This is a genomic window from Bradyrhizobium sp. LCT2, from assembly GCF_009931255.1.
Classification (GTDB): Bacteria; Pseudomonadota; Alphaproteobacteria; order Rhizobiales; family Xanthobacteraceae; genus Bradyrhizobium; species Bradyrhizobium diazoefficiens.
This window is the reverse complement of the sequence record NZ_CP034432.1, coordinates 7,235,040-7,247,949: the sequence shown is the minus strand read 5'-3', so window position 1 is coordinate 7,247,949 and position 12,910 is coordinate 7,235,040. Positions and strand designations below refer to the sequence as shown.

Sequence of the window (12,910 nt, the reverse complement as noted above, 5' to 3'; positions counted from 1 at the left end):
TGATCGCGACGCTCATTGCGGCCGCAACCGGCCTGATCTTCATCGCGGTCATGCACCGCTATGGCGCGGGCGAGTCGATCGTCCTGTCGCGCTGGGCGACCGCGCACGGGATGACCTGGCTCGCGACGCTGTCGATGACGGTGTTCACCTTCCTGTCCGAGCTCGACCTGTCGTGGGCGCAGGAACTCTGCATCTACATGTTCATCTGGATGGCGAAGTTCGGCGCGGCCTATGGCGTGCGCACCGGCATCCATGTCGGCGTCGACCTGCTCGTCAACCGCCTTCCCGAACATTCGCGCAAGCACGTGATCCTGTTCGCGCTGCTCTGCGGCGCGCTGTTCACCGGCATGATCGCCGCCTTCGGCGCCTCCTTCGTGAAGGAGATGTTCCACACCGGGCAGCAGTCCAACGATCTGGAAGCGCCGATGTGGTTCGTCTATCTGGCGATCCCGCTCGGCTCCGGCCTGATGTGCTTCCGCTTCCTCCAGGTCTCATGGTTCTACTACTGGACCGGCGAGCTGCCGCACCACGACGAGACTCATGTCGAAGGCGTGGAGGCCGACGTCTCGCCCGCGCTGCATCCGCAGCCCGCCGGCGCCGAGACCAAAGCCGCCGCGCGAAAAGTGTCGCCGCTCGGCGTCATCCTGATCCTGGCGCCGATCCTGATCTTCGCCATGTGCCTCGCCGAGAAGTTCGGCGTGGTGCTGCTGCCGCACTGGATGCGGGCCGCGACCGTCTTCGCGCTGCTGATCGCGCTGATGCTGACCGGCATCCCGGTCTCGATCGCGCTCGGCCTCACCGTGATGACGTTCCTGTTCACGCTGACCACGGTGCCGATCGAGGCGGTCTCGATGAAGCTCTTCACGGGCATCGAGGGCTTCGAGATCATGGCGATCCCGTTCTTCATCCTCGCCGGCAATTTCCTCACCCATGGCGGCGTCGCGCGCCGCATGATCAATTTCGCGACCTCGCTGATCGGCCACTGGCACGGCGGTCTCGGCCTGGCCGGCATCGTCGCCTGCGCGATGTTCGCGCTGGTCTGCGGCTCGAGCGTCGCGACCGTCGCCGCGATCGGCGCGATCGTGCTGCCCGAGATGGTCCGCCACGGCTATCCCATGCATTTCGGCGCCGGCATCATCACGGTCGCGGGCTCCCTCGGCATCCTGATGCTGCCGTCGATCCCGAAGATCGTCTACGCCGTCTCGACCAATACCTCGATCGGCGCGCTGTTCGTCGCGGGCCTCTTGCCCGGCATCATGCTGACGACGATGCTCTGTATCGTCACCTGGTGGCTCGCGCGCAAGCGCGACTATCCGCGGATGCCGAAGGCGGGCTGGGGCGAGACCGTCCGCACCTTCCGCGAGAGCATCTGGGGATTGATGCTGGTCGTCATCATCATCGGCGGCATCTACAGCGGCCTGTTCACCGCCACCGAGGCGGCGGCGATGGCTGCGGTCTACTCCTTCGTCATCGCGGTGTTCGTGTACAAGGCCATCGGGCTGAAGGACGTGCCGCGAGTGCTGCTCCGCGCCGCCAACACCAGCGCGATGCTGCTCTACATCGTCACCAACGCGGTGCTGTTCTCCTTCGTGCTCTCCAACGAGAACCTGCCGGCGACACTTGCCGACTGGATCGCCGCGCAGAACCTCGGCTGGGTCGGCTTCCTGCTGGTGGTGAACGTGCTGCTGCTGCTCGCCGGCAACTTCATGGAGCCGAACTCCATCATCCTGATCATGGCGCCGATCCTGGCGCCGGCGGCCAAGAAGCTCGGCATCGACCTCGTGCATTTCGGCATCGTGATGGACGTCAACATGGAGGTCGGCCTTTGCCATCCGCCTGTCGGCCTCAACCTCTATGTCGCCTCGATGATCGCACGAATGCGAATAACCGAGCTCGCGGTCGCGGTGCTGCCGTGGCTGATCACCATGCTCGGTTTCCTCGTCATCGTGACCTACTGGCCCGATTTGACGCTGTGGCTGCCGCGGGTGCTGGGGATGCATTAGCGAGGGCGGCGAATTCGGTCCCTCTCCCGCTGTGGGAGAGGGTGTCTTCGCGAAGCCGAGTGAGGGGTTCTCACCGCGAGTCCCATCACAAGTGAGTTTGCGGAGACAACCCCTCATCCGGCGCTTCGCGCCACCTTCTCCCACAAGGGAGAAGAGAAGGACGCCTGTGCGGCCTCCGCCAATGATGGCAATCACCCGCGAGATGCGGTTAGATGCGCGCAACAGGCCGGAGGAAACCAAAATGACTGAACTCAGCCGCTCGCCCAAGGACGCGACGCCGTCCGTCATCGCGCAGCAAACGGCGATGCTGAATGCGCTGCCGTTTTCCGACACGCGGGATTTCGACGATGCCGCGCGCGGCTTTCTCGGCACGATCGAGAATGCGGCGATCACCAACCCGCAGGGGCGGACGGTCTGGAGCCTCGAGCCCTACGGCTTTCTCTCGGCCGACGAAGCGCCGCCCACGGTCAATCCCAGCCTGTGGCGGCAGTCGCGCCTCAACATGCGGCATGGGCTGTTCGAGGTGGTGCCCGGCGTCTACCAGGTGCGCGGGCTCGACATCGCCAACATGACGCTGATCGAGGGCGACAGCGGTGTCATCGTCGTGGACACGCTGACCTCGATCGAAGGCGCGCGCGCCGCGCTCGATCTCTATTTCAGGCATCGCGGCATGAAGCCGGTGGCCGCCGTCATCTTCACCCATACCCACACCGACCATTGGGGCGGCGCGCGCGGCGTGCTGGAGGAGGACGCGCTCGCCACGGGACGCGTGCCGATCATCGCGCCGAACCTGTTCATGGAGCACGCCGTCTCCGAGAACATCATCGCGGGACCGGCAATGCTGCGCCGGGCGCAGTATCAGTTCGGCCCGTTCCTCGCCAAGGGCGTGCGCGGGCAGGTCGATTGCGGGCTCGGCAAGTCGATGGCGGCGGGCTCGGTCGCGCTGCTGCGCCCGACCGATCTGATCATGGCGACCGGCGACAGGCGCGTGATCGACGGCGTCGAATTCGAATTCCAGATGGCGCCGAACAGCGAGGCTCCGGCGGAGATGCACTTCTTCATTCCGCGCTACAAGCTGTTGAACCTCGCGGAGAACTGCACCCACAATTTCCACAATCTGCTGCCGTTCCGCGGCGCCGACGTGCGCGATGCGCTGGCCTGGTCGAAATACCTGGGCGAGGCCCTGCGGCTGTGGGACGGCAAGGCGGAGGCGATGTGCGGCCAGCATCACTGGCCGGTGTGGGGCCGCGAGCGCATCGGCACCATGATCCGGCAGCAGCGCGATCTCTACAAGTTCGCGCATGACCAGACCATCCGCTTGATGAACCATGGCCTGACCGCCGCCGAGATCGCCGAAACGATCCAGCTGCCGAAGAGCCTGGAAGGCGCCTGGCACGGCCGCGGCTATTACGGCCACATCCGCCACAATGTGAAGGCGATCTACCAGAAATATCTCGGCTGGTACGACGCCAATCCGGTCAATCTCGATCCGCTGCCGCCGGTCGCCTCGGGCAAGAAATATGTCGAGTACATGGGCGGCGCCGACGCGATTCTCGCGCGCGCTCGGACGGACTTCGACAAGGGCGAATTCCGCTTCGTCGCGCAGGCGCTCGGCCATCTCGTCTTCGCCGAGCCTGACAACGCGGCGGCACGTCACCTGCTGGCCGATACGCTGGAGCAGCTCGGCTACGCCGCCGAGAGCGCGACCTGGCGCAACGCCTATCTGTTCGGCGCCCAGGAGTTGCGCCAGGGCATGCCGAAGGCCCCACCGCGCCCGCCGATGCCGCGCGAGACGCTGGCGGCGCTGCGCACCGAGCAGCTCTGGGACGTGCTCGGTATCCGCCTCAACGGCCCGAAGGCGGAAGGCAAGCACATCGTGCTGAACTGGCGCTTCTCCGACACCGGCGAGATCTTCGTGCTCAACCTGGAAAACTGCGCGCTCACCTATAGCGAGGGCGTGCAGGCGGAAAACGCCGACGCGAGCTTCACGCTGGCGCGCGCGACGCTCGACGAGGTGATCGCGAAGCTGACGAGCTTTCCGGAGGCGGTCGCCGCCGGCAAGGTCCAGCTCGCCGGCAACCCGATGCGGCTGGCCGAGCTGATGGGCCTGATGGACGAGTTTCCACGCATGTTCGAGATCGTGGAGCCGAAGCGGGCGGTGGTGGGGTAGGCGAGTGCGCCGTTGATTCCGTTCTTCCCTTTTCCCCTTGTGGGAGAAGGTGGCGCGAAGCGCCGGATGAGGGGTCTCTTTCCGCGGGAATGCCTTCGGGTGTGGAGGCAACCCCTCACCCAAACGAGTTTGAGGCTTGGCTGTCGCAGCCCTCTCCCACAAGGGGAGAGGGCACTTCGACTGGCAGCGGCGTAGAAGTGCTACTCCGCGCTGCTCACCAGCTTGATCTTCGGTGCCTGCGCTTCCGTCAGGCTGCGATAGGCCGCGAGGTAGTCCAGCGCCATTCGCCGTGCCGTGAAGCGCTTTTCGAACTGCTTGCGGATCGCCGCGCGGTCCAGTTGCGGAAGGCGCTTGACGACGCCGGCGGCGCTGATGATGTCCTCGACGACGAAGCCGGTCAGGCCCTCGTCGATGATCTCCGGCACCGAGCCGCGGTTGAAGGCGACGACCGGCGTTCCGCAGGCCATGGCTTCGATCATCACGAGGCCGAACGGCTCGGGCCAGTCGATCGGCAGCAGAAGTCCGAGCGCACCGCTCAAGAATTCCGACTTCTCGTGATCGCTGATCTCGCCGATGAACTCCACCAGCGGATTGTTCGCGATCATCGGCCGGATCAGCTCGTCGTAATAATCTTGGTCGGCGCGATCGACCTTGGCCGCGATCTTCAGCGGGATGCCGCAATGGGTCGCGATCTTGATGGCGCGGTCGACGCCCTTTTCCGGCGCGATGCGGCCGAGCACGGCGAGATATTCCTGCCTGGCCGGCTTCGGCGTCAGCAAGTTCTCCGGCAGGCCGTGATGGATCGTCGTCACCCAGTTCGCCTGCGGCACCGGCCGCCGCTGGGCATTCGAGATCGAGATCACCGGCATCTTGGAGAAGATGTTGAACACCGGCTGATGCTCCGGCAGGTCGAGCCGGCCGTGCAGCGTGGTCAGGAACGGTGTGGGCTGCCGGTGGAACAGCGACCACGGATAATAATCGAGATGGAAGTGGAGGAAGTCGAACTCCTCGTCGTCACATTTCTGCCGCACGCGCTCAAGCAGCACCATGTGCAGCGCGTTGGGGTCGCGCACGGAACCGTCGAGGCGAAGCGCCCGCGGCCAGAGGGCGTCCAGCTTCGCCGACGTCTGCGAGTCGCCGCTGGCGAACAGCGTCACGTCATGTCCCAGGGCCACCAGCTCTTCCGTCAACCAATGCACCACCCGCTCGGTGCCGCCATACAGCTTGGGTGGAACAGCCTCCGTCAACGGAGCTACCTGCGCGATGCGCATCTCGCCTTCTCCTCTGCGATCATGAACGTTGGAAACCCCCAACCTGTACGGCACCGGCCATGCCAGCGAAGGGAACGTTCCCGCACTTGCGAAGTTCCTCTCAACAAACGTTACATATTCGACACATCGCGCGCCTGTCTCGATGCTGCCATCTCCTCTTCGCAGATCGTCCGCATCCGCATGTCGTGATCGCCTGGCCCGGAACCCGGGCGAAGCGGTCGATGTTCAGTCGGCTGGTACAAAAAAACTCTAATCAACACGACGGGGCGATAGCCATATGGATCATCTTTCTGGATACGCGCGCAGGCCATTTGCCTTTGTCTTGCGCTATCTTCGGCGACGGCTTGCCTCGCACCTGGTGATCCTGACCGCTGTTGTCGCAGCCGTTGCCTGCTCGGTAGGCACGCAGTATGGCGTCAAATCCCTGGTCGACAGCCTGTCGGCGGGAACCGCGCATGGCGGCAGCGTATGGCTGGCATTCATTCTGCTCATGTCGCTGATCGCCGCCGACAACTTCCTGTGGCGGATCGCGAGCTGGACGGCGAGCTTTACGTTCGTTCGCGTCACCGGCGATCTGCGCCGGGACATCTTTCGCCATCTGACCGGACACGCGCCGAGCTACTTCTCCGATCGTATGCCTGGCATGCTGACCAGCCGTATCACGGCAACATCGAACGCGGTGTTCACGGTCGAGAACATGTTCGTCTGGAACGTGCTGCCGCCGTGCATTGCCACAATTGCGGCAATCATGCTGATTGGAACCGTCAGTCCTTACATGGCGCTCGGCCTGATCGTGGTCGCGGGCGGCATGGTGATTGCGATGTTCCATCTGGCCGCGGCCGGCAAGCCGCTGCATGACGACTTTGCCGACAAGGCCGCCGTCGTCGACGGCGAGATGATCGACGTCATCAGCAACATGCCGCTGGTCCGGGCCTTCTGCGGCATCAGCCACGAGCACGAGCGGTTCGACGCGACCGTGAACCGGGAACTCACCGCGCGCGGCCGCAGCCTGCGCTATCTGGAGAAGCTGCGGCTCACGCATGCCGGCGTGACCGTCGTGCTCACCATTGCGCTGATGGCCTGGGCGATCACGCTCTGGCAGGACGGTGAGGCGACGACCGGCGACGTCGTGCTGGTCTGCACCCTCGGCCTGTCCATTCTCAACGCGACGCGCGACCTCGCCGTGGCGCTGGTCGACGTGACCCAGCATGTCGCGCGCCTGACCGAGGCGATCGCGACGCTGCTGGTGCCGCACGACTTGCGCGATCACCCCGAGGCCGAGCCGCTGGTCAAGAGCGGCGCCGCGATCGCGTTCAACAACGTCACCTTCGGCTATCCCGGCGGCGAGAAGATTTTCGAGCGGTTCAGCCTGCGGCTCCAGCCCGGCCAGCGCGTCGGCCTGGTCGGCCAGTCCGGCGGCGGCAAGTCGACGCTGTTCACGCTGCTGCAGCGCTTCTACGACGTGGACGAAGGCAGCGTCACCGTCGACGGCCAGGACATCGCGATGGTGACCCAGCTCAGCCTGCGTGAAGCGATCTCCGTCGTGCCGCAGGACATTTCCCTGTTCCACCGCTCCATTCGCGAGAACATCCGCTACGGCCGGCCGAACGCGACCGACGACGAGGTGCTGCGCGCGGCGATCGCGGCGCGCTGCGATTTCATCGATAGCCTGCCGGAAGGTCTCGACACCATGGTTGGCGACCGCGGCGTCAAGATGTCCGGCGGTCAGCGCCAGCGCATCGCGATCGCACGGGCCTTCCTGAAGGACGCGCCGATCCTGCTGCTGGACGAGGCCACCGCGGCGCTCGACAGCGAATCCGAGGAGGCGATCCGCGAGGCGCTGACGCGCCTGATGCGCGGCCGCACCGTGATCGCGATCGCGCACCGCCTCGCGACCCTGCGCAATTTCGACCGCGTGATCGTATTGAAGGGTGGTAAGATCATCGAGGACGGCTCGCCCGAGCGTCTGATGCAGGGCCATGGGCCCTATCGGGAGCTGGTGACGCAGGAAATGAGCCGGCTCGCGCAAGCCGCCGCGTAAACCCGATAGTCGCGTTCGCGTTGGTTGCGTTTCCAAACAGGCGCAGGGGAGCAGCTCATGGCAGCCGAAGTCGTCACCAAGTTCGTCTCTGTGGCGCGGACCGTGGAGCAGGTCGCGGAGCAGCCGTTCTATATCCCGATGACGGGGCCGTCGGCGCGGCCGCGGCGCTCGCTCAAGCACGACGACACCTTCATCGTGCTCGACAGCCATGGCGATATCGGTGCATCGGCCGGCGGGCCGGACGGCCTGTTTCACCATGACACGCGCTACCTCGCGCGGCTGGAGCTCGTGCTCGACGATCTCCAGCCCCTGCTGCTCGGCTCCAACCTGCGCGACGACAATTCGGCGCTGACCGTCGATCTGACCAACCCCGACATCTACCGTCAGGGCAGCCTCGCGCTGCAAAAGGACCTGCTGCACATCGTGCGCACGATCTTCCTGTGGCGCGGCACCGCCTATCAGCGCATCGGCGTGCAGAACCACGGCGACCGGCCGGCCGGCTTCGAGCTGACGCTGCTGTTCGACAATGATTTTGCCGATCTGTTTGAGGTCCGCGGCGAGCGGCGCCCGCGCCGCGGGACCGGCGCCAGCCGCCTGCTCGGGCCGACCGACGTCCTGTTCGAATATCGCGGCCTCGACGATGCCGAGCGCACCACCGGCCTGCATTTCGACCCGCGTCCGACGCGGCTGTCCGTCAACGCCGCCACCTGGCAGCTCGAGCTCGATCCGCATCAGTCGAAATCGCTGTTCGTGGCTGTGTCCTGCAACCGGCCGGTGGCGGAGAAGCCGACGCGCTTCTTCAGGGGTCTGCTGGCCCACCGCCGCGAGATGCGCCACTCGACCATGGGCGCGGCCAGCATCGAGACCTCCAACAACATCTTCAACGAGGTGCTGTGCCAGGCCATGGCCGACCTCAACATGCTGATGACGGAGACGCCGCAGGGCCGTTATCCCTATGCCGGCATTCCCTGGTACTCGACGACCTTCGGCCGCGACGGCCTGATCACGGCGCTCCAGATGCTCTGGGTGGACCCGCGGGTCGCCAAGGGCGTGCTGCGGCGGCTGGCGCATTTCCAGGCGAAGGCGATCGATCCGCTCGCCGATGCCGCGCCCGGAAAGATCCTGCACGAGATGCGCGGCGGCGAAATGGCGGCGCTGCGCGAGGTGCCGTTCTCGCAATATTACGGCAGCGTGGATTCGACCGCCTTGTTCGTGCTGCTCGCCGGAAGCTATTTCGAGCGCACCGGCGACGCGGCGACGTTGATCGAGCTGTGGCCCGCGATCGAGGCGGGGCTGGCGTGGATCGACGGTCCCGGCGATCCCGATCAGGACGGGTTCGTCGAATACCAGCGCGCGACCGAGAAGGGGCTGGCCAACCAGGGCTGGAAGGATTCCTACGATGCGATCTTCCATGCCGACGGCCGGCTCGCGGAGGGCAATATCGCCCTCGCCGAAGTCCAGGGCTACGTCTACGCGGCCAAGCAGCTTGCCGCGCGTTGCGCGCTGCGGCTCGGCAAGCCGGACCGCGTGCGCAAGCTCGAGGCCGAGGCCAAGGCGCTGGCCGCGCGCTTCGAGCAGGCATTCTGGTGCGAGGAGCTCGGCACCTACGCGCTTGCCCTCGACGGCGACAAACGGCCCTGCAAGGTGCGGACCTCGAATGCCGGGCAGATCCTGTTCAGCGGCATGATCCGCGAGGACCGCGCCCGTCTCGTCGCCGCCGACCTGATGCAGCCGCATTTCTTCTCGGGCTGGGGCATCCGCACGGTCGCGCAGGGCGAGGTGCGCTACAATCCGATGTCCTATCATGACGGCTCGATCTGGCCGCACGACAACGCGCTGATTGCGCTCGGGCTCGCGCGCTACGGGCTCAAGCATTCGGTGGCGCATGTCTTCAAGGGGCTGTTCGACGCCGCGACCTACATGGATCTGCGCCGGCTGCCCGAATTGTTCTGCGGCTTCCGGCGCGAGAAGCGGCGCGGCCCGACGCTCTATCCGGTCGCCTGCGCGCCGCAAGCCTGGGCCAGCGCGACGCCGTTCACGCTGCTGGAGGCGGCGCTGGGCATCGAGTTCGACGTGGCGCGCGGCGAGATCCGCCTGCGCAATCCGCATCTGCCGGCGTTTCTGAACGAGGTCATCGTGCGCGATCTGCGTCTGGGCGAGTCCAGCGTGGACCTGCGCGTCAGCCGCCACGGCGAAGACGTGGCGCTGGAGGTATTGCGCACGCGCGGACAGATCCAGGTGTCGATCGTGCTGGCGCGCTGACGGCGCGCCGCGAGGAGGGTTCATGCGTACCGCCGGATGGTTGGCCTTGAGCGTCGCGATCGTCGCGGGATGGACGGTCACGGTATCGCGCGCCGCGGAGGAACAGCCCGTGGCGCCAAGTACACCGCGAAGCGAAGCGAACGCGCCGGCGACGGCCCAGCCGCCGGCCTCGGCGGTGCAAGTCACGCCGAAGGATGCCGCGCCGCCGCCGTCGGTGACCATCATCGGCGCGAGCGATGCGCACGGCGTGCTCGGCCGCGACGTGCTCAGCGCCGCGAACGAGGACATGGGCCGCATCGTCGACGTCATCGTCGATCGGAGCGGGCACGTGCGTGCCGCCGTGATCGATTTCGGCGGCTTCCTCGGCGTCGGCAGCCGCAAGATCGTGGTGGACTGGAACGCGATGCGGTTCGGCAAGATCGCCAACAAGAAGGACAGCATCACGCTGGAATTGACCAAGGCGCAGGTTGCGGCCGCGCCGGAATACAAGGAAGACACGCCGATGGTGGTGCTCGGCGCATCCGGGAGCCTGCAACCGCTGCAAGCGATTCAGTGAGGCGCGGGGAGGGATGGCCGCCGGTGCTGTTGTCGAGAAAGCCGAACCAAGCAGCCGAGGATCGCGCTCGCGGCGTTGAACAGGACAACGTTGCAGCGCCGTCGGCCGCAGGTCTTCCGGCACCGTCGCGCCGGAGCCTGCGCGGCCTCGACTGGTTCATCTTCTTCCTCGCCGACGTGCAGACCGGCTTCGGCCCCTTCATCGCGGTCTATCTGACGACGGAGAAATGGACGCAGGGCCAGATCGGCCTCGTGCTGTCGATTGGCGGCATCGTCGCCCTGATCGGGCAGATGCCGGGCGGGGCGATCATCGACGCGGCAAAATCCGAGCGGCTGGTCGCCGCCCTTGCCATCGCGACCATCGGCGGCTGCGCGCTCGCCTATGCCGCCATGCCGATCTTCCCCGTGGTCGTGACCGCCGCGACGCTGCATGCGGCGGCGAGCTGCGTGCTGGGCCCGGCGATCGCCGCGATCAGCCTCGGCCTCGTCGGTCCGCTCGCGATCGGCGAGCGGCTCGGCCGCAACGCGCGGTTTGCCTCCCTCGGCAATGGCGTTGCCGCCGCCGTGATGGGCACGGCCGGCTATCTGCTGTCGAGCCGCTCGGTCTTCCTGGTCACGTTCCTGCTCGCGATCCCCACCCTCATCGCGCTGTCGCGCATCCGCGAGGAGGAGGTCGACATCGCGCGCTGCCACGGCGAGATGCCGCGCGAGGCGCAGGATCGCGGCGACACCAATGTCTGGCATCTGATCCGGCAGCGGCCGCTGATCGTCTTCGCGCTCAGTGTGCTGTTGTTGCAGCTCGCAAACGCCGCGATGATGCCGCTGATGGCGAGCGCGGTGACGGCGCGGTCGAGCCAGTGGGCGACGGTGCTGGTCGCCTTTTGCATCGTCGTCCCGCAGGCGATCGTCGCGCTGTTGTCGCCGACCGTCGGGCGCAAGGCGCAAGCGTGGGGCCGCAGGCCGCTGCTGCTGATCGGATTCGGCGCGCTGGTGATCCGCGGCCTGCTGTTCGCGACCGTGCGCGATCCATATCTGCTGGTCGCGGTGCAGGTGTTCGACGGCATCACCGCGGCGGTGTTCGCGGTGATGATTCCGCTGATCGTCGCCGACGTCGCCTTCGGCAGCGGTCACTTCAATCTGGCGCAGGGCATCGTCGGCACCGCGACCGGGATCGGTGCGTCGCTGAGCACGGCGCTCGGCGGTTATGTCAGCGACAAGTTCGGCAACGCCACCGCCTTCATCGGCCTGTCCGGCGTTGCCGCGACAGGGCTCCTTTTGATCCTCCTCGTGATGCCGGAGACCCGGCGCACCACGCTCTGAACCGCAAAAGAAATGGCCGGCCGAAACGGGTTCGGCCGGCCAAGTGGGTGGGGAGGAAGACGATCAGGCGTCGAGATTGTGCAGGCGCTGGCGGTTGCGCAGCACGATCTGGCGGGCGCCGGAGAAGCCGAGAATGCCCTGGGTGTGAAGCTGCGACAGCGCGCGCGACACGGTTTCGAGGGTGAGGCCGAGATAGTCGCCGATATCGCGGCGGCACATCGGCAGCGCCATCATGCCGGCAACGGCGAGACGGCGGTCCATTTCGAGCAGGAAGGTCGCGACGCGCTCCATCGCGGTCTTGCGGCCGAGCAGCAGCATGTGATCCTCGGCGTGGCGAAGTTCGCCGGCGGTCATCGCCCAGAGCTTGCGGGCAACCTGCACGTCGATGCCGGCGGCCTTCTCGAGGCTCGAGCGTTTCACGAGGCGCACGCTGGTGTCGATGATGGCTTCGGCGGCAAGACGGTGGCTGGGGCCGGATTCGAGGCCGAACACGTCGCCGGGAAGATGGAAGGCGCCGATCTGGCGGCGGCCGTCGGAGAGAAGCTTGTAGCTGCGCACGGCCCCGGTGACGACCTGGTAGACATATTCGGCCGGCTCGTCCTCGCCATAGATCTCCTCGTCCTTGCGGTAGGAGAATTCGGTGGCGACGAGGCCAACATGGCCCGTGATCGCACCGAACTGGTCGGACACCTGATGGGGCGGGGCAATCTTGCCACCGATTTGGGTGTTGATCACCTGGGTCTTGAGTGTCTGGGTCAGCATCTGCGCCATCTCCGTTGTGATGACGCATTGGTACGCGGTATCGGGAGGTTCGAAAATTTCGAGCGATATCTTAAGGGGGGTGCCTTACGTAGAACCCCGTAGGTCACGCCCGAGGCCGGTCCTGGATGGCGCGGCGGATACGCTTGAGCAGGTTTTCGTCGAGAAGCGGCTTCAAAACCACGTCTTTTACGCCGGCCGCGGCGGCCCGGGTCGAGATGTTTTCGTCCGGATAGCCGGTGATCAGGATCACGGGCGTTTCGCCGTCCGATTTACGCAGGCGGCTGGCGAGCTCGATTCCATTGATGTCGGGCATCTTGTAGTCGATCACGTAGCAGTCGGCCCCGGGCGCGCCGCCGGCATTGAGCAGCGCCGTGCCGCTCCTGAAGGTCCGCACGGCAAAGCCGTCGGTTTCCAGCAGGAACCGCAGGGATCCCAGGACTGCGGCGTCATCATCGACCACAAAGACGGTGGGTTTTGTGGAGGACGGCAGCCGCTCGTGATGTGAACTGACCTCGATCATGCTGCA

9 protein-coding genes and 1 pseudogene are annotated in these 12,910 nt (G+C 66.0%); 7 read left to right on the top strand and 3 right to left on the bottom strand.

Going from position 1 to position 12,910, the window contains the following annotated elements; all coding sequences use genetic code 11:
* Positions 1-50: 50 nt before the first annotated feature.
* The 3 genes and pseudogenes from EI171_RS46850 to EI171_RS34350 all read left to right on the top strand — a co-directional run.
* A pseudogene (locus EI171_RS46850) lies at positions 51-476 on the top strand (TRAP transporter small permease); the annotation flags it as partial.
* Positions 477-719: 243 nt separating this feature from the next.
* Entirely contained in the window at positions 720-2,003 is a 1,284-nt protein-coding gene (locus EI171_RS46845) for a TRAP transporter large permease (protein ID WP_371740550.1), read from the top strand.
* Positions 2,004-2,244: 241 nt separating this feature from the next.
* A complete protein-coding gene (locus EI171_RS34350; RefSeq protein ID WP_161535945.1) occupies positions 2,245-4,173 on the top strand; it encodes an alkyl/aryl-sulfatase in 1,929 nt (642 codons plus the stop codon).
* A gap of 200 nt (positions 4,174-4,373) precedes the next feature.
* Here EI171_RS34350 and EI171_RS34345 read toward each other — a convergent pair whose 3' ends face one another.
* Complete coding sequence (locus EI171_RS34345; protein WP_028174754.1) at positions 4,374-5,444, bottom strand: glycosyltransferase family 4 protein; 1,071 nt, start codon at positions 5,442-5,444, stop codon at positions 4,374-4,376.
* A gap of 277 nt (positions 5,445-5,721) precedes the next feature.
* Here EI171_RS34345 and EI171_RS34340 point away from each other — a divergent pair, with 277 nt between their 5' ends.
* Genes EI171_RS34340 through EI171_RS34325 form a run of 4 tightly spaced genes read left to right on the top strand, consistent with a single transcriptional unit; the run spans position 5,722 to position 11,622 of the window.
* The gene (locus EI171_RS34340) at positions 5,722-7,485 is read left to right on the top strand and encodes an ABC transporter ATP-binding protein (RefSeq protein ID WP_011085538.1); all 1,764 of its coding nucleotides are present in this window, start codon (positions 5,722-5,724) and stop codon (positions 7,483-7,485) included.
* Positions 7,486-7,542: 57 nt separating this feature from the next.
* Positions 7,543-9,747 carry an amylo-alpha-1,6-glucosidase gene (locus EI171_RS34335; protein ID WP_161535944.1) on the top strand — a complete coding sequence of 735 codons (2,205 nt, stop codon included), beginning with the start codon at positions 7,543-7,545 and terminating at the stop codon, positions 9,745-9,747.
* A gap of 22 nt (positions 9,748-9,769) precedes the next feature.
* Positions 9,770-10,303: a PRC-barrel domain-containing protein gene (locus tag EI171_RS34330; protein ID WP_161535943.1), complete on the top strand. Its 534-nt coding sequence runs from the start codon at positions 9,770-9,772 to the stop codon at positions 10,301-10,303.
* 23 nt (positions 10,304-10,326) lie between these two features.
* Positions 10,327-11,622, top strand: coding sequence for an MFS transporter (locus EI171_RS34325; RefSeq protein WP_038965827.1), 1,296 nt, complete (start codon positions 10,327-10,329; stop codon positions 11,620-11,622).
* A 63-nt stretch (positions 11,623-11,685) separates the two neighbouring features.
* On the opposite strand, the gene EI171_RS34320 is transcribed toward EI171_RS34325, so the two are convergent.
* Together EI171_RS34320 and EI171_RS34315 are read right to left on the bottom strand one after the other, a co-directional pair.
* Positions 11,686-12,384 (bottom strand): helix-turn-helix domain-containing protein, encoded by a 699-nt coding sequence (locus tag EI171_RS34320; protein WP_028174758.1) that lies wholly within the window; start codon positions 12,382-12,384, stop codon positions 11,686-11,688.
* Between the two features lie 103 nt (positions 12,385-12,487).
* Positions 12,488-12,904 carry a response regulator gene (locus EI171_RS34315; RefSeq protein ID WP_011085543.1) on the bottom strand — a complete coding sequence of 139 codons (417 nt, stop codon included), beginning with the start codon at positions 12,902-12,904 and terminating at the stop codon, positions 12,488-12,490.
* Positions 12,905-12,910: the final 6 nt, after the last annotated feature.